The organism is Psychromonas sp. KJ10-5 (assembly GCF_055808325.1).
On sequence record NZ_CM147864.1, the window covers coordinates 2,857,462 to 2,881,910 of the forward strand.

At 42.4% G+C, this 24,449-nt stretch carries 6 protein-coding genes; 4 read left to right on the forward strand and 2 right to left on the reverse strand.

Features of this window, described 5'->3' with window-relative positions:
* The first annotated feature begins 221 nt into the window (after nt 1–221).
* The 4 genes from AC0L3W_RS12520 (at nt 222) to AC0L3W_RS12535 (ending at nt 5,395) form a co-directional block, all read left to right on the forward strand.
* The gene (locus AC0L3W_RS12520; RefSeq protein WP_409440376.1) at nt 222–2,639 is read left to right on the forward strand and encodes a tetratricopeptide repeat-containing diguanylate cyclase; all 2,418 of its coding nucleotides are present in this window, start codon (nt 222–224) and stop codon (nt 2,637–2,639) included.
* Between the two features lie 368 nt (nt 2,640–3,007).
* Nucleotides 3,008–4,312 carry an MFS transporter gene (locus AC0L3W_RS12525; RefSeq protein ID WP_290041672.1) on the forward strand — a complete coding sequence of 435 codons (1,305 nt, stop codon included), beginning with the start codon at nt 3,008–3,010 and terminating at the stop codon, nt 4,310–4,312.
* Nucleotides 4,313–4,410: 98 nt separating this feature from the next.
* The gene (locus AC0L3W_RS12530) at nt 4,411–4,737 is read left to right on the forward strand and encodes a hypothetical protein (RefSeq protein ID WP_290041673.1); all 327 of its coding nucleotides are present in this window, start codon (nt 4,411–4,413) and stop codon (nt 4,735–4,737) included.
* Nucleotides 4,738–4,909: 172 nt separating this feature from the next.
* Entirely contained in the window at nt 4,910–5,395 is a 486-nt protein-coding gene (locus tag AC0L3W_RS12535) for a VOC family protein (RefSeq protein ID WP_290041674.1), read from the forward strand.
* Between the two features lie 349 nt (nt 5,396–5,744).
* Here AC0L3W_RS12535 and AC0L3W_RS12540 read toward each other — a convergent pair whose 3' ends face one another.
* On the reverse strand, nt 5,745–19,874 hold the full coding sequence (locus AC0L3W_RS12540; protein ID WP_409440375.1) for a VCBS domain-containing protein: 14,130 nt from the start codon (nt 19,872–19,874) through the stop codon (nt 5,745–5,747).
* A 390-nt stretch (nt 19,875–20,264) separates the two neighbouring features.
* A complete protein-coding gene (metH, locus tag AC0L3W_RS12545) occupies nt 20,265–23,948 on the reverse strand; it encodes a methionine synthase (protein ID WP_290040771.1) in 3,684 nt (1,227 codons plus the stop codon).
* Nucleotides 23,949–24,449 lie beyond the last annotated feature (501 nt).

Sequence of the window (24,449 nt, forward strand, 5' to 3'; positions counted from 1 at the left end):
TACCTAGATACTAGCCAATAAAGATTATTGATCATATAATGATGTTAATTTGAGACGTAAAAACGCCCCCCATATATACAGGTATTAAACATTTTATTGTCTCACCTTAAACAAATGGATTTTGTTTATTGATCATTTAAGTACTCCTTAGGAATAAAGAAGTGGATTTATAACAGGTTAATCGAACCTTAAATAAACGCTCAATATTAAGGTAAGAATATATGGATCTGTTTTGTACTAAGTACTTACGTTTAATGTGGCTTGAGTTCCCACAGTTGATATCGGGCCTTCTTAAATTAACTTATTTATTCTCATACTGCTTATTATTTTTAACCTCTACTCTTTTTTATAATACAAGCTATGCCGCAACCAATAAGCCGCCACCAGTAGAGCACAGTGATTTATCACCAACACAATTATTAAAACAAGCAGAAACTTTCCGGTTTATTGACCAACAGAAAGGTATTAAACTTGCCAACAAAGCATTACAACAAGCCGATATCAATGGTGAGGCATTACTATGTGCTAATGCTCATAATCTACTAGGTGATTTAAACAGAAGAATCAGCGACACCAATCAATCCAAATATCATTTTTTACAAGCAGCAGATATTTATCAAAGTATAGATGCCGAGGAACAACACATTCTTGCATCGGTTGACTATCTTCATACCCTATCCACTGAAGGCCTTCATTATCAAGTTGAAGATAAAATAAATGACACAATCAGCCTTGCTAAAGAGTATGGTCATCCTTATCCCATTGCAATGGCATTGATTGTAAAAGGAAGAAGCCAATATAAGTTAAAACAATATGACGCTTCAATTGAACAATATTCAGAGGCACTAAATTATTTAACTGAATCTGACTATAAAGTACAAAAAGAACGGGCTGAAACCTTTACCAAAATCGCTGAATCTTATAAAAGGTTAAAAGATCGAACCCTCATCGGAACAGCATACAAAAGTGCATTAGATATTTATACAAAGATACAAGATCACAAGTCAATGGCTCGCACATTGAATGCACTATCAGAGGTGGAACGAAATTTAAAAAATTATAAAGTTGCTCTTGATTACTCGTTAAAAAGCATTGACATACAGCGGTCGATCAATGACCAGATTGGCTTAGCAAAAGCCCTTTCCGGTGCAGGTATCATCTATCGATTTATTGGTTTATATGAAAAGTCACTGTCTTTTATGTACCAATCTCACTTAATTTATAAACAACTCAACCATACTAAAGGGTTGGCCAAAACATCCAACCAAATGGGATTAATTTATACTCGTTTGCATGAGTACGAGCAAGCCAAGTCTTTTTACAATTTAACCATTAACCTCCCTGAACACCAAGTTGAAACAAAAACATTAGCCTCGGCTTTGCGGGAATTGGCAGTGATCGACATTGAGTCAGAAGATTACGAAGATGCAAAACAAAAAATTCTACGTGCGCATAAGATTTACCAGGGACAGGGTGATCACTTATATGAATCAATAACGGCGCGTATTATCGCCAACATATATCATGCTCAGAATGATGATGAAGCAGCTATTATTTTTTATAAGCGCTCTTTATCCTTAGCAATGGAGGCTAAAGATACGCTGTATCAGTTAAAAGCACAGATTCCGTTAGCTGAAGTATTAATTGACAGGGACATACAACAAGCTATTGAGTTACTAAAATCTTCCTTAGTACTTGCCACCACAATTAATTCAACAACCCACATGTTACATGTTTATCAAAAATTAAAAAAAGCTGAAAAGGCACAGCATAATTATAAAGCGGCTTTGTCCTATGCAGAGAAAGAACTCGCTTTATCAAAGGTGATTGAAAAACAAAAAAATGATGAAAGTCTAACGTTAGTTAAAGCTAAATTGTATTCACATAAGAAAGAGAGAGAACTCGCCTTATTAAAGGAAAAAACACAACGAGATGCTTTAGAATTAGCCAAAAAAACCAGTGAAGTTGCTCTTTCAGAACAAGCTCAAAAAATAGCCGAATTAGAGCTATCAAAAAACAAGTATGCGAATACCACACTCACTGCGTTATTAATTATCTGTTTACTCACCGTTTTATTTATCTATCGACGTTTTAATTACTCACGTCAACTCAACAAAAAACTAGATCAGTTAGCAACAAGAGACCCTCTGACTAACTGTTATAACCGCCGAGCATTATTTAACCTCATGAATGAAGTCTTTGAAGGATTAACTCCTAACGATGAATATTGTATTGTGCTTGTTGATATTGACCATTTTAAAAAGGTTAACGATATACATGGCCATAACATAGGAGATAAGGTGTTGTGTGATATCGCTGAAGTATTGAAAAATGGTATTCGTAAAGATGATATTACAGTGCGTTATGGTGGCGAGGAATTCTGCCTTACTTTAGCAGGTACACAACCAGAACAAGCAATGAAAATCGTAGAAAAAATACGTGAAAAAATTGAGTTAACAGCATTCAACGATATATATGTCACCTGTAGTTTTGGTGTTGCTTCTGTTCAATTTAATGCAACTACGCCTTCTGAGTTAATCCATCAAGCAGATGTGGCTCTTTATAAGTCAAAATCCTTAGGCCGTAATAAAGTAACCTTATGGAGTTCAAAAATGGCAACTCAATCTTCACCGGATTAACTTTCTCTAGGAAATACTCATTTCATTACAATTTTTGGTTGTATAAAAAAGTGCATATAACTCAATAACAAACCAATTTGGTGCTAAAAAGAAAATTGCTTTATTTGATACTCCTCAAGCTTTTGATTTTGTTAAATTATATTTTATTGAATACTTGGCACAAGTTTTTCATGAGTTATGTGATGGAGTAATCTATAAAAAATAGATAACGCGCCTTTATGCCATTATAAAAATACTCATATTAGCTGTACCTAACCAAAGAACAGCAAGTTAAGTTGTAACTGTAATTGCATCGAAGGCAGAAAAACAACAGCAAATGATACTCGCTAACTATAAATAAGGTTGCCTCTCTCGCTTATTGGAGTCTTATGATAAATGCACTAATACCAGTCACCTCTTTGCTTATGTCCAGTGCATTGTTACTACTTGGGCATGGTTTATTACTTACTCTACTGCCTATTGCCGCTAACTCATTCGGCTTTTCCGATACACAAGTTGCTTTAACAGGATCTGCTTACTTCTTAGGCTTTGTTTCAGGCTGCTTAACCACTCCTTTTATGTTAAAACGCGTGGGTCATATTCGTAGTTTTGCCGTACTAGCCACTTCTTATACTGTGGTCATTTTAATCTTTCCTTTATTACCTGAATTTTATGCTTGGATGATATTGCGATTCTTAATCGGTTTAGTTATTTCAGGTCTATACATGATTATCGAAAGCTGGCTTAACGGTAATGCAACACCGCAAAATAGAGGTTCTATCCTATCTATTTATACCACGCTAAATTTAATCATGGTGATGTGCGGACAGCAGTTATTCAACTTAGGTAACGTACAAGATACGATGTTATTTAGCTTAGCAGCTATATTGATTTCGATTGCTATTATCCCGATTTCATTAACTCGCCACGCTGCACCAACTATGGTTCAGCAGGTTAAACTGAATATGTATAAAGTATGGGAGCACTCTCACATTGCGTTAATTGGCGCAGTTGTCGCAGGGTTAGTCACCGGTGCCTTTTGGTCTTTAGCCCCTATTTATGCGAAAGCTAATAATTTCAATAATATTCAAGTAGGGTTATTTCTATCAGCTACTGTATTGGGAGGAGCATGCTTTCAGCTTCCTTTAGGTAAAATATCCGATAAAATGGACCGTCGAAGTGTACTAATGTACTCCGCATTAATAGGCTCTATCGTCTCCTTGACCTTTTTTTATTTACCGCAACTTGTCCCCTCTTTTGCTGGATGGCCAGCTTTTGTGTCAGCCTTTTTTTGGGGAGGAACTTGCATGACGTTATATGCAATCTGTTTAGCTCACGCTAACGATAATGCAACTTCAGAAGATTTTGTAGAAATCAGTAGTGCAATGTTAATTACTTTAGGGTTATCTTCTGCTATCGGTGCACCATTAGCTTCTCTCAGTATGAGTCAATTGGGAGCAAATGGCCTATATGCTTTTACAGGGTCCTGTCTCATATTATTCTTTATTATTGTTCTATTTAGACGCCGCAGTCATATTTCACCTTCTATCTTAGAAGAAAAAGAAGAGTTTCGTACGGTAACCGATATGGCAGGCCCTACTGCCTATGAAATGGATCCAAGGACAGAGACAGAAGTAGAAACGCTAATAAAAGAAGAAACCATCACTGCATCGGAAAACAATGCTATGAAATAATATAATTTGTGTACTTAACTCGAAAGATTAACCTGAACCCCATGACAAATTAGTTAACTTTGCGTATTAATTAATATTAATAGACAAAGGAAACATAGATGTTAAATGAACCGCAAAAAAACCACTTCAATAAGCTATATCATGGGGAAATGGGGCTAGCTAAAACAATTTGGTTATACGCTGCCATAATCAACTGTTGCTTAATCGGCTTTTTTCTTATTCCCTTCAATGATGTTATTGAAGTGGCTCTTTTGTTCTTTATCTTGGCTTATAACCTAATAGTAATGTCTGGTATTTGGGCTGCCTCAGAAAAATATAAAGGTAAATATCTTTGGATAGCCTTGAGCAAATGCCTATTAATATTAAGTTACTTTGTATGGGCTATTGGCGCCTTTACAGCGATTAACTGGTTTCTGATCCTATAAACTATCTCTGATCATCAATATCAATTCCCCTCTTATAGATAACAATAAATTATTATAATGATAAAATATAATAATTTTAAGTTATTCAAAAGCAAGCGTACTATCTCCTCATCGAAACAAAACATGTAATAAGCAATGCATGTAATAAATGAAATAAAAGTAGGAGAACGTTATGAAAATGAATCACGTTGGTTTAATGGTTGGCGATATGGACAAAGCTGTTGAGTTTTATACTAAAGCGCTAGGTCTTCGCATCGTTATGAATAACACTAAAGTACAAGAAGAACGCGAAACAGCTATTGGCAGAATGTGTGTTGCGGTATTTGGTGAAGGCTTCAAAGGCTTTAATATTGCACACTTAGTAACAACTGATGGTATCGGTGTTGAATTATTTGAGATGAAAGATCGTCAAGAACGCCATGAAGTTGATTTCTCTCGCCTTGGTATTTTCCACTTCTGTCTACAAACAGATGATTTTGAAGGTGCTATTGCACGTACTGAACAATACGGCGGTAAAGTGCGTATGGATATCATGCGTTACCATCCAGAAGATGATAGCAAACCAGCTAAAATGGTTTACTTAGAAGACCCGTTTGGTAACTTATTTGAGTTCTATTCACACACTTACGAAGAAACTTACGCAACTGACTATTCGTAATAAATATCGACCAACAAAGGCTGCTTAATAAAGTGGCCTTTTTACTATTAACCAGCAACCACTATGTAAGTAATACTTAAATTAAAACAATACTGTATTATAAATTCCCGTTAACTTGAATTTATAATAAAAAGATAGAATCTGCCCCTTTTACAGGCTTCTTTTAACATAAAGTCATATTAATCAGCCCCAAAAGTAATCATTTAATTAATCCCCTAAAAATTAATTTTAACAATTATTCAGAAGTCTAATAAGCAATTTTATCAATATGTTTAAACGACAATATAATCAAACTAAAGCACACTAAGTACCTAACGATTCTGAGTGTGCTTAGATTATGGTCGCTAATTTATATTGTTTCTTCCATCTCATCTGTAGATGAAGTTGCTGCATACATATCTGTATCGTCAGAGACAATCAGAGCTCCATCCTCAATTAACCCATTAATGATAGTCACATCTTCACTTCCGTACTCAGTCACAACATCAACATCCTCTAAAACGATATATTGTGTTACTTCATCATTAACCACTTCAATAGTGGTATTCGCAATACCTTCACTATCTGTATCAACAGAGAAGTTTAAGTAGGAATCTAATGTATTACTGGTTGCATCAACGAGTAGATCGCTTAAATCGAGTACGTCTTCTCCATCGATATCAAAATCAGTAATGGTATCGATATTATTATTAGCACTACTATCGAATTCCCAAATATAAGTATCAGATCCTTCACCACCAGTTAATATGTCATTACCTAAACCACCGGTTAACATATCATCGCCATCTCCACCAACTAACGTGTCATCTGCATCTGTTCCAACAAGAATACTATCAACACCATTCACGGTAACAGTGGCAGCGGCAACATCCGTTTTAACACCATCACTTACAGTGTATTCGATATCAAAGGTTTGTGAGTCGCCTTCATTTAGGGTTGCTCCTAATGTTTCACTTGGGGTAAAGACTATCTCTCCATTCACAAGTTCACCTGTACCAACAATGACACCACCTGCAGTCACATCGACTGCATCACCGCCTTCACTCACACTTTGCCCTTGGATCTCAGTAATAGTAATGTCATCATTGTCGCTGTCACTATCATTAGATAGTACATCGATAGCTATTGAGTTATTCTCATCAGTAAAAATACTCCCTTCTGTTAAAGAGGTATCTACTGAAGGTAAATCATCAGTAACATCTACAACTGTATCTGCATCATCGTAATTGATATCAAGAGTAAGTACTTCTGTTGTTTCACTACCATCTGCTTGTGTTCTGGTAAAAGTAATTTCATCTGAAATTGTTCTTGAAAGTGTCATATTTTGTACTACATAGGTACCATTAGATCCTGACGTTGTTAATTCAAAATAATCAACGGGTGTATCAGTCGTAAACGAATAAACATCTGAGTAAGTACCACTTTCTCTGTAAGCAGATTGTGTTTCTGTCGTCCCATCTTCGAAGTAAGCAGTTATGCTTACCTGAGTAGCACTGTTACTAGACTCATCAAAGAAACCACCTAACCCATCAAGCGTAAAACTCACCTCATTGATATTTTCACCTACAACGTCTATAACCAGTGTTTCTCCCCTGCTTAGTCCTGTTCCATCAGCGTTACCAATACCATTGCCTATATGAGTATTACCATTCCAAGCAGTTAATACTTTTGAATCGTTTTCACTTGTTGTTGTTATAGAAGTTGTAATTGTTGCATTGTTAATAACAGCTACTGCTTCTGTCCCTTCCTCATTAACTGTTCCCCAATCACTAACACTAGCCACAAAGCTTTCACTACCGTCATCACCAAATGATCCCACTTGAATATCAACAGAGTTAAGCTTAACTTCCTCTTCATCAGGGATGAATCGAACCTCAGAATCTGAGTCATATTCGTCCCCAATAACCATATCAACCCAAACACCATCTACTGATACTTGCACTGTTCCATATTCTGGCTCTTCATCGAGACGGATTGTTGTTGCATAAGTCATTTCAGTATCATTAACGGCAGTAGGTGCATAATCAACTCCATTAATAGTTATCTCTATATCCTGAGTATTACCATCTGTTGTATTGACGGTAATAATATCAGTTAAGGTCTCACCATTATCAAGAGCTTGTATTTCAGCTTGTGTGTTGTCAGCTTCATACGTCCAATTGCCATCAGAATCGATAGTAACAGTGCCATAGGCACCGATTACTGATTCAGCTTCAAAGGTAGTTGTATCTGCGGTATCCAAGTCCGTTAGAGATAATGTACCATTGGTAGTTAATATACTTTCATCATCATCTTCAGTAACTTCGCCCGTTGCTTGACCAGTCACAACTGATAGATCATCAGTACCATTTATAGTTATTGTAATATCTTGTTCAGCCCCATTTAAGGACACAGTATAAACTTCAGTTAAAGTCTCGCCATCAGCTAAATACTGCACATCGTTATTATCGACTTCATATGACCAATTACCATCTGAATCAATAGTTAACTCTCCGAGTGCACTACTCCCTGCTGTTGAAGTAGCAAAGGTTACTGTTGGTGAAAAACTACTTCTATCTGAATCGTCGACATCAATAAAAGTGATTTTTCCTGAATCTGTTAATACCATATCAGTGCTATCTTCAATCACTTCGCCTTCTGCACTATCACCAACACTACTATCTACTATGATTTCAGTAGGATCTTCCGCACCAATAATGTCAATGGTGATAGTTTCTTGGGTACCATTTAAAGTAACTGTGTATATCTCAGTGATTTTTTCACCTTCATCTAGGTACTGAACCAATGAGTTATCTACGCTATAACTCCAATTACCATCATTTTCTACAGTAACAGAGCCCAATTGACCTAAACTTGAAGTCGAACTTGTAAAGTTGACTTCTGGCTCAAAAGAGGCGCTATCAGAAGAGTCCGCATCACCAAATTCAAAAGTATCACTTGTTGTTAAAAACCCTGGGGTGTCTGTATCATCATCCTCAAAAAGCCTAGCAAACGCATCACTAGAGCCTACTGGTTCAATAGTAGTCGGATCATCAGCTCCATTAATAGTAACTGTAATATCATGTGTAGTACCGTTTAGCGTCACTGTGTAGACTTCTACCAATGACTCACCCTCACCTAAATATTGAACAGCGCTGTTCTCAACCTCATAAGTCCAGTTACCATTTGCATCAATAGAGATTTCACCTAAAGCGGTATCCCCTTCATTCTCAGGAGAGAACTCAACAGTAGGCGCAAAATTTTCACTGTCTTCAGTATCTACATCAGAGAATGTTAATGTACCTGAGTCCGTTAAGGTTTGAGTTGCACTTACTTCTTGATCCTCGGTCACTTCACCATTATCACTATCTGAAGCTCCCACTAAAATTTCAGTCGGATCATCCACTGGGTTAATAGTGACACTAACCGTTTCTTCAGTACCTTCTTCATTGGTATAAGTGAAAGTATCTGTTCCATTGAAGTTAGTATTTGGCGTATAAGTAACAGTGCCATCATTATTCAATACAACCGTACCATTCACGCCATCAGTTACTGAAGTGACAGCAGATACCTCACTATCTTCATCTGTGTCATTCGCTAAGACGTCAATTATGACGGGTGTATCTTCATCAGTAATAGTTGAGTCAGAGTTGGTAATAGTTGGGTCATCAACAATAGTCACACTTGGTTCAACGCTTACTGCATCGCCATCAACCGTGCCGTCGTTTGGCGTTAAGGTAAACGCTGGTAATTCTTCGCCACTATTGACTAAGTCAGCACCGGCTTGGGTTAATACCACCGCGCCATCAATCAGTGCATAATTCACCGTGTCACTTAAGGTCACAGTGACCTCGTCGCCATCTTCATCGAAGGTCTCAAAGGTCGCCACTTCTGCGCCAGCAACGGCGCTGCCGTCGTCTTCGGTGAAGTCATTGCTGGTTAAGATAGTGATTTCTGGTGCATCGTTTACGGTGGTCACACTTGGATCAACGCTTACTGCGTCGCCATCTGTTGTATCATCGTTTGGCGTTAAGGTGAAAGCAGGTAATTCTTGACCACTATTCACTAATGCTGCGCCCGCTTCTGTCAGTACCACTGAGCCGTCTACTAAGGCATAGTTCACCGTGTCGCTTAGCGTAACCGTCACCTCATCGCCATCTTCATCGAAGGTCTCAAAGGTCGCCACTTCTGCGCCAGCAACCGCAATACCATCATCTTCAGTAAAGTCATTGCTGGTTAAGATAGTAATTTCTGGAGCATCATTCACGGTCTCAACACTTGGATCAACGCTTACTGCATCGCCATCAACCGTGCCGTCGTTTGGCGTTAAGGTGAAGGCCGGTAATTCTTGACCACTGTTGACTAAGTCAGCACCGGCTTGGGTTAATACCACTGAGCCGTCTACTAAGGCATAATTCACCGTGTCACTTAAGGTCACAGTGACCTCGTCGCCATCTTCATCGAAGGTCTCAAAGGTCGCCACTTCTGCGCCAGCAACGGCGCTGCCGTCGTCTTCGGTGAAGTCATTGCTGGTTAAGATAGTGATTTCTGGTGCATCGTTTACGGTGGTCACACTTGGATCAACGCTTACTGCGTCGCCATCTGTTGTATCATCGTTTGGCGTTAAGGTGAAAGCAGGTAATTCTTGACCACTATTCACTAATGCTGCGCCCGCTTCTGTCAGTACCACTGAGCCGTCTACTAAGGCATAGTTCACCGTGTCGCTTAGCGTAACCGTCACCTCATCGCCATCTTCATCGAAGGTCTCAAAGGTCGCCACTTCTGCGCCAGCAACCGCAATACCATCATCTTCAGTAAAGTCATTGCTGGTTAAGATAGTAATTTCTGGAGCATCATTCACGGTCTCAACACTTGGATCAACGCTTACTGCATCGCCATCAACCGTGCCGTCGTTTGGCGTTAAGGTGAACGCTGGTAATTCTTCGCCACTATTGACTAAGTCCGCACCGGCTTGGGTTAATACCACCGCGCCATCAATCAGTGCATAATTAACTGTGTCGCTTAGCGTAACCGTCACTTCGTCACCATCTTCATCGAAGGTCTCAAAGGTCGCCACTTCTGCGCCAGCAACCGCGCTGCCGTCGTCTTCGGTAAAGTCATTGCTAGTTAGAATGGTGATTTCTGGTGCATCATTTACGGTGGTCACACCTGGATCAACGCTTACTGCGTCGCCATCAACCGTGCCGTCGTTTGACGTTAAGGTGAACGCTGGTAATTCTTCGCCACTATTGACTAGCGCAGCGCCGGCTTCAGTTAGCACAACCGTACCATCTACTAAGGCATAGTTCACGGTATCGCTTAGCGTAACCGTCACTTCGTCGCCATCTTCATCGAAGGTCTCGAAAGTCGCCACTTCTGCCCCAGCAACCGCGCTACCATCATCTTCGGTAAAGTCATTGCTAGTTAGAATAGTAATTTCAGGTGCATCATTCACGGTGGTCACACTTGGATCAACGCTTACTGCGTCGCCATCAACCGTGCCGTCGTTTGGCGTTAAGGTGAACGCTGGTAATTCTTCGCCACTGTTGACTAGCGCAGCGCCAACTTCAGTGAGCACAACCGTACCATCTACTAAGGCATAGTTCACGGTATCGCTTAGCGTAACCGTCACCTCGTCACCATCTTCATCGAAGGCCTCAAAAGTCGCCACTTCTGCGCCAGCAACCGCACTACCATCATCTTCGGTAAAGTCATTGCTGGTTAAGATAGTAATTTCTGGGGCATCATTTACGGTGGTCACACCTGGATCAACGCTTACTGCGTCGCCATCAACCGTGCCGTCGTTTGGCGTTAAGGTGAACGCTGGTAATTCTTCGCCACTGTTGACTAGCGCAGCGCCGGCTTCAGTTAGGACAACCGTACCATCTACGATTTCGTAGTTCACGGTATCGCTTAGCGTAACCGTCACTTCGTCGCCATCTTCATCGAAGGTCTCGAAAGTCGCCACTTCTGCCCCAGCAACCGCGCTACCATCATCTTCAGTAAAGTCATTGCTAGTTAAGATAGTGATTTCTGGTGCATCATTCACGGTCGCAACACTTGGATCAACGCTTACTGCGTCGCCATCTGTTGTACCGTCGTTTGGAATTAAGGTAAATGCGGGTAACTCTTCGCCGCTGTTGACCAGTGCTGCACCGGCTTCAGTGAGCACAACCGTACCATCTACGATTTCGTAGTTAACGGTATCGCTTAAGGTGACTGTCACCTCATCGCCATCTTCATCGAAGGTCTCAAAGGTCGCCACTTCTACGCCAGCAACCGCGCTACCATCATCTTCAGTAAAGTCATTGCTAGTTAGAATGGTGATTTCTGGTGCATCATTTACGGTGGTCACACCTGGATCAACGCTTACTGCGTCGCCATCAACCGTGCCGTCGTTTGGCGTTAAGGTGAACGCTGGTAATTCTTCGCCACTATTGACTAAGTCCGCACCGGCTTGGGTTAATACCACCGCGCCATCAATCAGTGCATAATTAACTGTGTCGCTTAGCGTAACCGTCACTTCGTCACCATCTTCATCGAAGGTCTCAAAGGTCGCCACTTCTGCGCCAGCAACCGCACTACCATCATCTTCAGTAAAGTCATTGCTGGTTAAGATGGTAATTTCTGGTGCATCATTCACGGTGGTCACACTTGGATCAACGCTTACTGCGTCGCCATCAACCGTGCCGTCGTTTGGCGTTAAGGTAAACGCTGGTAATTCTTCGCCACTATTGACTAAGTCAGCACCGGCTTGGGTTAATACCACCGCGCCATCAATCAGTGCATAATTCACCGTGTCACTTAAGGTCACAGTGACCTCGTCGCCATCTTCATCGAAGGTCTCAAAGGTCGCCACTTCTGCGCCAGCAACCGCACTACCATCATCTTCGGTAAAGTCATTGCTGGTTAAGATAGTAATTTCTGGTGCATCATTCACGGTGGTCACACTTGGATCAACGCTTACTGCGTCGCCATCAACCGTGCCGTCGTTTGGCGTTAAGGTAAACGCTGGTAATTCTTCGCCACTATTGACTAAGTCAGCACCGGCTTGGGTTAATACCACCGCGCCATCAATCAGTGCATAATTCACCGTGTCACTTAAGGTCACAGTGACCTCGTCGCCATCTTCATCGAAGGTCTCAAAGGTCGCCACTTCTGCGCCAGCAACGGCACTACCATCATCTTCAGTAAAGTCATTGCTGGTTAAGATAGTAATTTCTGGTGCATCATTCACGGTGGTCACACCTGGATCAATGCTTACTGCATCACCATCAACCGTGCCGTCGTTTGGCGTTAAGGTGAAGGCCGGTAACTCTTGACCACTGTTGACTAAGTCAGCACCGGCTTGGGTTAATACCACTGAGCCGTCTACTAAGGCATAGTTTACTGTGTCGCTTAGCGTAACCGTGACCTCATCGCCATCTTCATCGAAGGTCTCAAAGGTCGCCACTTCTGCGCCAGCAACCGCACTACCATCATCTTCGGTAAAGTCATTGCTGGTTAAGATGGTAATTTCTGGAGCATCATTCACGGTCTCAACACTTGGATCAACACTTACTGCGTCGCCATCAACCGTGCCGTCGTTTGGCGTTAAGGTGAACGCCGGTAATTCTTCGCCACTGTTGACTAATGCTGCGCCGACTTCAGTCAGTACCACTGAGCCTTCTAGTAAGGCATAGTTTACTGTGTCGCTTAGCGAAACCGTGACCTCATCGCCATCTTCATCGAAGGTCTCAAAGGTCGCCACTTCTGCGCCAGCAACGGCGCTGCCGTCGTCTTCGGTGAAGTCATTGCTAGTTAAGATAGTGATTTCTGGTGCATCATTCACTATCGAAACACCTGGATCAACGCTTACTGCATCGCCATCAACCGTGCCATCGTTTGGCGTTAAGGTGAAGGCCGGTAACTCCTCGCCACTGTTGACTAAGTCAGCGCCGGCTTCAGTGAGCACAACCGTACCATCTACGATTTCGTAGTTCACGGTATCGCTTAAGATGACTGTCACTTCATCGCCATCTTCATCGAAGGTCTCGAAAGTCGCGACTTCTGCCCCAGCAACCGCGCTGCCGTCGTCTTCGGTGAAGTCATTGCTGGTTAGAATGGTAATTTCTGGTGCATCATTCACTGTCGCAACACTTGGATCAACACTTACTGCATCGCCATCTGTTGTACCGTCGTTTGGCGTTAAGGTGAACGCTGGTAATTCTTGACCACTATTCACTAATGCTGCACCGGCTTCAGTGAGGACAACCGTACCATCTACCATTTCGTAGTTAACGGTATCGCTTAAGGTGACTGTCACTTCATCGCCATCTTCATCGAAGATCTCAAAGGTCGCCACTTCTGCGCCAGCAACCGCACTACCATCATCTTCAGTAAAGTCGTTGCTGGTTAGAATGGTAATTTCTGGTGCATCATTCACGGTCGCAACACTTGGATCAACGCTTACTGCGTCGCCATCTGTTGTGCCGTCGTTTGGCGTTAAGGTGAACGCTGGTAACTCTTGACCACTGTTGACTAAGTCAGCACCGGCTTGGGTTAATACCACTGAGCCGTCTACTAAGGCATAGTTTACTGTGTCGCTTAGCGTAACCGTGACCTCATCGCCATCTTCATCGAAGGTCTCGAAAGTCGCCACTTCTGCCCCAGCAACGGCACTACCATCATCTTCGGTAAAGTCATTGCTGGTTAAGATAGTGATTTCTGGTGCATCATTCACGGTGGTCACACCTGGATCAACGCTTACTGCATCACCATCAACCGTGCCGTCGTTTGGCGTTAAGGTGAAGGCCGGTAATTCTTCGCCACTGTTGACTAAGTCAGCGCCGGCTTCAGTGAGGACAACCGTACCATCTACGATTTCGTAGTTCACGATATCGCTTAAGGTGACCGTCACTTCGTCGCCATCTTCATCAAAAGTCTCGAAAGTCGCCACTTCTGCGCCAGCAACCGCGCTACCGTCATCTTCAGTAAAGTCATTGCTGGTTAAGATAGTAATTTCTGGAGCATCATTCACGGTGGCCACACCTGGATCAACACTTACTCCATCGCCATCTGTTGTGCCGTCGTTTGGCGTTAAGGTGAAAGCAGGTAACTCTTGACCACTGTTGACTAAGTCAGCACCGGCTTGGGTTAATACCACTGAGCCGTCTACTAAGGCATAGTTTACTGTGTCGCTTAGCGTAACCGTGACCTCATCGCCATCTTCATCGAAGGTCTCGAAAGTCGCCACTTCTGCCCCAGCAACGGCACTACCATCATCTTCGGTAAAGTCATTGCTGGTTAAGATAGTGATTTCTGGTGCATCATTCACGGTGGTCACACCTGGATCAACGCTTACTGCATCACCATCAACCGTGCCGTCGTTTGGCGTTAAGGTGAAAGCCGGTAATTCTTGACCACTATTGACTAGCGCAGCGCCGGCTTCAGTGAGCACAACCGTACCATCTACGATTTCGTAGTTCACGATATCGCTCAAGGTGACCGTCACTTCATCGCCATCTTCATCGAAGGTCTCGAAAGTCGCCACTTCTGCGCCAGCAACCGCGCTGCCGTCATCTTCGGTAAAGTCATTGCTGGTTAGAATGGTAATTTCCGGTGCATCGTTTACGGTGGTCACACCTGGATCAACGCTTACTGCATCGCCATCTGTTGTGCCATCGTTTGGCGTTAAGGTGAACGCCGGTAATTCTTCGCCACTATTGACTAAGTTAGCACCCGCTTGGGTTAATACCACTGAGCCGTCTACTAAGGCATAGTTTACTGTGTCGCTTAGCGTAACCGTGACTTCATCGCCATCTTCATCGAAGGTCTCAAAGGTCGCCACTTCTGCGCCTGCAACGGCGCTGCCGTCGTCTTCGGTGAAGTCATTGTTAGTTAAGATAGTTATTTCTGGAGCATCATTCACGGTGGTTACACCTGGATCAACACTTACTACGTCGCCATCAACCGTGCCGTCGTTTGGCGTTAAGGTGAACGCCGGTAATTCTTGACCACTGTTGACTAAGTCTGCGCCGGCTTCAGTGAGCACAACCGTACCATCTACTAAAGCATAGTTAATGGTATCGCTTAAGGTGACCGTCACCTCATCGCCATCTTCATCGAAGGTCTCAAAGGTCGCCACTTCTGCGCCAGCAACCGCGCTGCCGTCGTCTTCGGTAAAGTCATTGCTAGTTAGAATGGTGATTTCTGGTGCATCACTTACGGTGGTCACACCTGGATCAACGCTTACTGCATCACCATCAACCGTGCCATCGTTTGGCGTTAAGGTGAAGGCCGGTAATTCTTGACCACTGTTGACTAAGTCAGCGCCCGCTTGGGTTAATACCACCGCGCCATCAATCAGTGCATAATTTACTGTGTCGCTGAGCGTAACCGTGACCTCATCGCCATCTTCATCGAAGGTCTCAAAGGTCGCCACTTCTGCGCCAGCAACCGCACTACCATCATCTTCCGTAAAGTCATTGCTGGTTAAGATAGTGATTTCTGGAGCATCATTCACGGTCGCAACACTTGGATCAACGCTTACTGCGTCGCCATCTGTTGTGCCATCGTTTGGCGTTAAGGTAAATGCGGGTAACTCTTCACCACTGTTGACTAAGTCAGCACCGGCTTCAGTGAGCACAACCGTACCATCTACGATTTCGTAGTTAACGGTATCGCTTAAGGTGACCGTCACTTCGTCGCCATCTTCATCGAAGGTCTCAAAGGTCACGACTTCTGCGCCAGCAACCGCACTACCATCATCTTCGGTAAAGTCATTGCTGGTTAAGATAGTGATTTCTGGTGCATCGTTTACGGTGGTCACACCTGGATCAACGCTTACTGCGTCGCCATCAACCGTGCCGTCGTTTGGCGTTAAGGTGAACGCTGGTAATTCTTCGCCACTGTTGACTAGCGCAGCGCCGGCTTCAGTTAGGACAACCGTACCATCTACGATTTCGTAGTTCACGGTGTCGCTTAGCGTAACCGTCACTTCGTCGCCATCTTCATCAAAAGTCTCGAAAGTCGCCACTTCTGCCCCAGCAACGGCACTGCCATCATCTTCGGTAAAGTCATTGCTGGTTAGAATGGTAATTTCAGGTGCATCATTCACGGTCGTAACACTTGGATCAACGCTTACTGCGTCACCATCAACCGTGCCGTCGTTTGGCGTTAAGGTGAAGGCCGGTAATTCTTCGCCACTGTTCACTAAGTCTGCACCGGCTTCAGTGAGCACAACCGTACCATCTACGATTTCGTAGTTAACGGTATCGCTTAAGGTGACAGTGACCTCGTCGCCATCTTCATCGAAGGTCTCAAAGGTCGCCACTTCTGCACCGGCAACGGCACTACCATCATCTTCAGTAAAGTCATTGCTGGTTAAGATAGTAATTTCTGGTGCATCATTCACGGTGGTCACACCTGGATCAATGCTTACTGCATCACCATCAACCGTGCCGTCGTTTGGCGTTAAGGTGAAAGCAAGTAATTCTTGACCACTATTAACTAATGCTGCGCCGGCTTCAGTGAGCACAACCGTACCATCTACTAAGGCATAGTTTACTGTGTCGCTTAGCGTAACCGTGACCTCATCGCCATCTTCATCGAAGGTCTCAAAGGTCGCCACTTCTGCACCGGCAACGGCACTACCATCATCTTCAGTAAAGTCATTGCTGCTTAAGATAGTAATTTCTGGTGCATCATTCACGGTGGTCACACTTGGATCAATGCTTACTGCATCACCATCAACCGTGCCGTCGTTTGGCGTTAAGGTAAATGCAGGTAACTCTTGACCACTGTTGACTAAGTCAGCACCGGCTTGGGTTAATACCACTGAGCCGTCTACTAAGGCATAGTTTACTGTGTCGCTTAGCGTAACCGTGACCTCATCGCCATCTTCATCGAAGGTCTCAAAGGTCGCCACTTCTGCGCCAGCAACCGCGCTACCATCATCTTCAGTAAAGTCATTGCTGGTTAAGATAGTAATTTCTGGAGCATCATTCACGGTGGTCACACTTGGATCAACGCTTACTGCGTCGCCATCAACCGTGCCGTCGTTTGGAATTAAGGTAAATGCGGGTAACTCTTGACCACTGTTGACTAAGTCAGCACCGGCTTGGGTTAATACCACTGAGCCGTCTACTAAGGCATAGTTTACTGTGCCGCTTAGCGTAACCGTGACCTCATCGCCATCTTCATCGAAGGTCTCAAAGGTCGCCACTTCTGCGCCAGCAACCGCGCTGCCGTCGTCTTCGGTAAAGTCATTGCTAGTTAGAATGGTAATTTCTGGTGCATCATTTACGGTGGTCACACCTGGATCAACGCTTACTGCGTCGCCATCAACCGTGCCGTCGTTTGGCGTTAAGGTGAACGCTGGTAATTCTTCGCCACTGTTGACTAGCGCAGCGCCGGCTTGGGTTAATACCACCGCGCCATCAATCAGTGCATAATTAACTGTGTCGCTTAGCGTAACCGTGACCTCATCGCCATCTTCATCGAAGGTCTCAAAGGTCGCCACTTCTGCGCCAGCAACCGCGCTGCCGTCGTCTTCGGTGAAGTCATTGCTGGTTAGAATGGTGATTTCTGGTGCATCATTTACGGTGGTCACACCTGGATCAACGCTTACTGCGTCGCCATCTGTTGTGCCGTCGTTTGGCGTTAAGGTAAATGCGGGTAATTCTTCGCCACTATTGACTAATGCTGCGCCGGCTTCAGTGAGCACAACCGTACCATCTACGATTTCGTAGTTAACGGTATCGCTCAAGGTGACCGTCACCTCGTCGCCATCTTCATCGAAGGTCTCGAAAGTCGCCACTTCTGCGCCAGCAACCGCACTACCATCATCTTCGGTAAAGTCATTATTGGTTAAGATAGTAATTTCTGGTGCATCATTTACGGTGGCTACACCTGGATCAACGCTTACTGCATCGCCATCAACCGTGCCGTCGTTTGGCGTTAAGGTGAAAGCCGGTAATTCTTGACCACTATTCACTAATGCTGCACCGGCTTCAGTGAGGACAACCGTACCATCTACGATTTCGTAGTTAACGGTATCGCTTAAGGTGACCGTCACTTCATCGCCATCTTCATCGAAGGTCTCAAAGGTCGCGACTTCTGCGCCAGCAACCGTACTACCATCATCTTCGGTAAAGTCATTGCTAGTTAGAATGGTAATTTCTGGTGCATCATTTACGGTGGTCACACCTGGATCAACGCTTACTGCGTCGCCATCAACCGTGCCGTCGTTTGGCGTTAAGGTGAAAGCCGGTAATTCTTCGCCACTGTTGACTAGCGCAGCGCCGGCTTCAGTGAGCACAACCGTACCATCTACGATTGCGTAGTTCACGGTATCGCTTAGCGTAACCGTCACTTCGTCGCCATCTTCATCGAAGGTCTCGAAAGTCGCCACTTCTGCGCCAGCAACTGCGCTACCATCATCTTCGGTAAAGTCATTGCTAGTTAGAATAGTAATTTCAGGTGCATCATTCACGGTGGTCACACTTGGATCAACGCTTACTGCGTCGCCATCTGTTGTACCGTCGTTTGGAATTAAGGTAAATGCGGGTAATTCTTCGCCACTGTTGACTAGCGCAGCGCCGGCTTCAGTTAGGACAACCGTACCATCTACGATTTCGTAGTTAACGGTATCGCTTAAGGTTACCGTAACCTCATCGCCTTCTTCATCACTGGTTTCAAAAGTTGAAACCACAGCGCCTTCTACAGCACTACCGTCATCTTCAGTAAAATCATTTAAATTGGTAATTATTAAGCTAGGGGCATCGTTGACAGTGATTACGTTTGGAGCAACAGATACTGGATCACCATCGGTTAAACCATCACTTGGCGTTAAAGTGTAAGCAGGCAACTCTTCACCGCTGTTGACCATTGCTGCACCAGCTTCAGTTAAAACAACGGTATTATCAACAATCTCATAATTAACCGTATCGCTTAATATAATTGTAACTTCGTCGCCATCATCATCTGCTGTATCAAAAGTTGAAACAACAGCACCTTCTACAGCACTACCGTCATCTTCAGTAAAATCATTAGTATTAGTTATTGTTAAAGTAGGAGGTGTATTGATCGTCTCTGCATTGGAGTTTTCATCGGTATAAATTGTTGATTCTATATCATCATCAAAGCCTGCAGTTTCAAAATCAGTTGTTGCAATAGTTTCTTCACCGTCTCGATCAAAATCCACCAATGTAAAACCACCATCAGACTCTTCACCAGCTGCCGTTTCAATATCTAAATCTAAGACTTCTTCACCAAGTGCAAGTATCGCCTCAAGGTCATTGATGTCAATTTCAGTTTGCTGATTAGACTCAAGCGTATTAGTATTTTCTACTTCAGCTTGTAATATCTCATTGCCGTCTAACTCAGGTAGTAACAGTTCAGATACATCTAATGGCTCCCCAGTCGAATTTAACTGCTCTTCAGTTTGAACTAGCTTCTCCTCAGTTAACTCAACTTCAGAGGCATTATTTATATTTTCTGGACTGTTTTGTTCGGCCATGATGATTTTCCCACTTTAAATTTAATAATTATGTACGGCATGCTGGGCAATAGGATCAATAATAAAACTAAAAATTTACACCTCAAAAGTAATAACAATAGTTAAATATTGGGAAATAGTAAATTTGATTATTAGTTAATCTTTAACTCGAACACAAAAATAGCGTCATTTAGGGTTCTGAGTTTGCTATAGCTATAAGTAGAGCTAATTGGCCTTTGTAAAGAAGCAAAGTAGATTGATATAAATTAGATGAATTACACAACAGTAAATAAGTAATACTTTTTACTGTTGTGTAAACTATTTTTGATTTGTAAGAAAATTTTAAGCCTAAGGCCTTAATTTAATAAAAAGCGATTGAAAAGAAGTTTATTAATATCAAATCACATACTTTTAAGCAATATTAGGACCTAACCAACGCTCTGCAGTTTGCATATCCCAGCCTTTACGTTGAGCATAATCTTCTACTTGATCTGCTTGAATACCCGCAATGGCAAAGTAACGACTTTCAGGGTGAGAGAAAATCCAACCCGATACAGCAGCACCTGGATACATGGCATAGCTTGATGTTAATTGCATGCCAATCTCTTGTTCTACATTCATCAAGTCCCAAATAACGGCTTTTTCACTATGTTCAGGACAAGCTGGATAGCCAGGAGCTGGACGAATTCCTTGATATTTCTCACGAATTAAATCGTCATTATCTAAGGTTTCATCTGCTGCAAAGCCCCAGTACTCTTTACGTGTTTTTTGATGTAAATACTCGGCAAAGGCTTCCGCTAAACGATCACATACTGCTTGTACTAAAATCGCATTATAATCATCATTCTCTGCTTTGTAACGATCCGCAACTTCTCGCTCACCAATTCCTCCCGTTACAGCAAAAGCAGCAATATAATCAGCTACCCCCGTTGATTTAGGTGCAACGTAATCTGCTAATGAATGGTTAACAAAAGGTGCTTTTTTCTCTGTTTGTTGGCGTAATTGATTACTAACTTGCAACACCTTTGAACGTGTTTCATCACTGTAGATTTCAATATCATCACCAACACTGTTAGCCGGAAAAATCCCTACTATGCCTGATGCACTGATCTCGCCAGCCGCTTCTACTGTATCTAACATTTTCAATGCATCAGCAAATAAACGGGTTGCCTCTTCACCAACAACTTCATCCTTAAGGATACGAGGATATTTACCTGCTAATCCCCAAGTCATAAAAAATGGTGTCCAATCTATATATTCACGTAACACATTAATCGACATATTTTTTATAACTTGTACACCTAACTGATTAGGTACTTTTGGTTGGTAATTATCCCAATCTAATTTCGCCGCATTAGCACGTGCTTGTGCCAATCCGATAGGCGCACTGCGCGGACGTTTATTAGCATGTTGCTCACGTACACGTTGATAGTCTTGATTCAATTTCTCAACGAACTCTGGTTTATGTTTTGGGTTTAATAATTTCTGGCAAACTCCCACTGCACGGGAAGCATTAGACACATAAACAACAGGCTCATCGTAGTTTTGTTCTATTTTTACAGCAGTGTGTGCTTTAGAAGTTGTTGCACCACCAATCAATAATGGTAATTTCAGGCCTTGACGTTGCATCTCTTTAGCAACATACACCATCTCATCTAATGAGGGAGTGATAAGGCCTGACAAACCAATTAGATCAGCCTTTTCAGCAATGGCGGTTTTAATGATTTTTTCTGTAGGCACCATTACACCGAGGTCAATGATTTCATAGTTATTACATTGTAAAATAACCCCTACAATATTTTTACCAATATCGTGAACATCGCCTTTTACCGTCGCCATCACCACCTTACCATTGGTCGCTCCAACAGCTTTAGTGGCTTCAATAAATGGATTCAAATAAGCAACAGCTTGTTTCATTACCCGTGCTGATTTAACCACTTGTGGTAAGAACATTTTACCTTCACCGAATAAATCACCTACGATATTCATGCCGTCCATTAACGGCCCTTCAATCACTTCAATTGGCATATCAAAGCCTTGACGAGCTAATTCGGTGTCTTCTTCAATAAATTCAGTAATACCTTTAACAAGAGCATGAGCAATACGTTCATTCACAGGTAGGTTACGCCACTCAAGAGCTTTACTATCATCAACTTTTGCTGCGCCATCACCACGGTATTTTTCAGCAATATCGAGTAGTGCATCAGTGGCATTAGGATTACGATTTAATACGACGTCCTCTACTGCATCTTTTAATTCTTTTGGAATATCATCATAAATTGCTAGTTGAGCTGCGTTAACAATCCCCATGTCCATACCATTTTGGAAACAGTAATATAAGAACACGGCATGAATCGCTTCACGTACTGGATTATTACCGCGGAACGAGAAAGATACATTAGAAACACCACCAGAAATCATCGCATGAGGCAGATTATCTTTAATGTCTTTTACCGCATCGATAAAATCAACTGCGTAATTGTTATGCTCTTCAATACCTGTTGCAACCGCAAAAATATTAGGGTCAAAGATGATATCTTCAGGTGGGAAGCCCACTTGATTAACAAGGATATCGTATGAACGTTTACATATTTCATACTTACGTTCACGCGTATCTGCTTGACCAACTTCGTCAAAAGCCATAACAATCACAGCAAAGCCGTAACGACGGATTAGTTTTGCTTGATGAATAAAGTTATCAACCCCTTCTTTCATACTGATAGAGTTAACAATACCTTTACCTTGTACACACTTAAGCCCCTCTTCTAAAATTTCCCATTTAGAAGAATCGACCATGATTGGTACACGTGAAATATCTGGTTCAGAGGCACATAAATTCAAGAAGCGTTTCATAGCAAATAGGGAATCAAGCATCGCTTCATCCATATTGATATCGATAATATCAGCACCGGCTTCAACCTGATGCAATGCTACCTCAAGGGCCTCATCGTATAATTCATCTTTAATTAAACGCTTAAAACGTGCCGAACCAGTAACGTTGGTTCGTTCACCAACATTTTGGAAAAGAGAATCAGCACGAATCGTTAAGGCTTCTAAACCGCTTAAACGACAAGCGACTTCTATCTCAGGTAACTCGCGTGGTTTAACACCGGCAACAGCATCAGCCATCGCTTTGATATGTGCAGGAGTAGTACCACAACAACCACCTACTAAATTAAGGAACCCACTTTCAGCCCACTCTTTTATGTGAGTAGCCATTTCATCCGCTTCTAAATCATATTCACCAAAAGCATTAGGTAAACCGGCATTAGGGTGGGCAGATACATACGTTTCTGATATGCGTGACATCTCTTGTACATATTGACGAAGTTCATCAGGACCTAATGCACAGTTCAAACCAAAAGTCAGTGGCTCTGCATGGCGTAATGAGTTGTAAAAAGCTTCTGTTGTCTGCCCTGATAAGGTACGACCCGATGCATCGGTAATTGTCCCTGAAATCATAACAGGGAGTTTATACCCCAATTCTTCAAATACCGTCTCCACCGCAAAAACCGCTGCTTTAGCATTTAACGTATCAAAGATAGTTTCAATCAAAATTAAGTCACTTCCACCCTTAATCAATGCTTTTGTTGACTCAATATAAGCAATGACTAACTCATCAAAGGTAACATTACGAAAAGCAGGATCATTTACATCAGGAGAGATAGAACAAGTACGATTAGTTGGGCCTAAAACACCTGCAACAAAACGAGGGCGATCAGGAGTCTCATCGGTTTTCTCATCGGCAACGCGACGAGCAATACGGGCAGCTTCATAGTTGATTTCAGCAGAGATAGATTCCATTTCATAATCGGCCATGGCGATGGTCGTTGCATTAAAGGTATTGGTTTCAAGAATATCCGCACCAGCATCTAAATATTCACGATGAATATTAGCAATCACTTCAGGCTGAGTAAGCACTAATAAATCATTATTACCTTTTAAATCGCAACTCCATTGTTTAAAGCGTTCGCCACGAAAATCAGACTCTTCAAATTTCTGATCCTGGATCATGGTGCCCATACCACCATCTATCAGAAGAATATGCTTTTCTAATTGCGCTTTTATTATCGCACTACGATCACTTACCGACATAGAGTTCCCTGCTGCTTAACTTAGAATAAAAAATGAGAGCAAATAATAGCATAAAAGTTAAGCTCATAATCTTTCAAAGACATTTCTATCTTGAAATATTCTGTTATAAATTATGAATTTTTTGATAGTTGTTGACTGAAAAAAACAAAGAAAATCAATATTAATGAATATTTTTCATGTTGTGGCAGGTATTAATCGATAAATCATAACGAGTAATAAGTAAGGCACATTAATATCCCCCTCACTAATTAACTGAGCAATTTTACTTATCAAAATAACTTATTTAATACGATTGATATAGCTCAGCATCAAAGCAAGGCGGTAAACTTTCTGGAGAAAAATGAAATATAAAATGAATAAAAAAGCGAGCCATTAAGTAGCTCGCTTTTGTGTAATAAAGAACGGTTTAATTGTGACTGTTTAACAATTATGTAGTTAATTGTATTTAAACTAAAGCTCACAATCTATATGTTAAAAGCAAATATTAGTAACGCCCGTTGG

What these genes read in the sequence shown, in the direction of transcription:
- AC0L3W_RS12525 (WP_290041672.1), top strand. Translation starts at nt 3,008, where the DNA reads ATGATAAATGCACTAATACCAGTCACCTCTTTGCTTATGTCCAGTGCA.
- AC0L3W_RS12530 (WP_290041673.1), top strand. Translation starts at nt 4,411, where the DNA reads ATGTTAAATGAACCGCAAAAAAACCACTTCAATAAGCTATATCATGGG.
- AC0L3W_RS12540 (WP_409440375.1), bottom strand. Translation starts at nt 19,874, where the DNA reads ATGGCCGAACAAAACAGTCCAGAAAATATAAATAATGCCTCTGAAGTT.
- AC0L3W_RS12520 (WP_409440376.1), top strand. Translation starts at nt 222, where the DNA reads ATGGATCTGTTTTGTACTAAGTACTTACGTTTAATGTGGCTTGAGTTC.
- AC0L3W_RS12535 (WP_290041674.1), top strand. Translation starts at nt 4,910, where the DNA reads ATGAAAATGAATCACGTTGGTTTAATGGTTGGCGATATGGACAAAGCT.
- metH (WP_290040771.1), bottom strand. Translation starts at nt 23,948, where the DNA reads ATGTCGGTAAGTGATCGTAGTGCGATAATAAAAGCGCAATTAGAAAAG.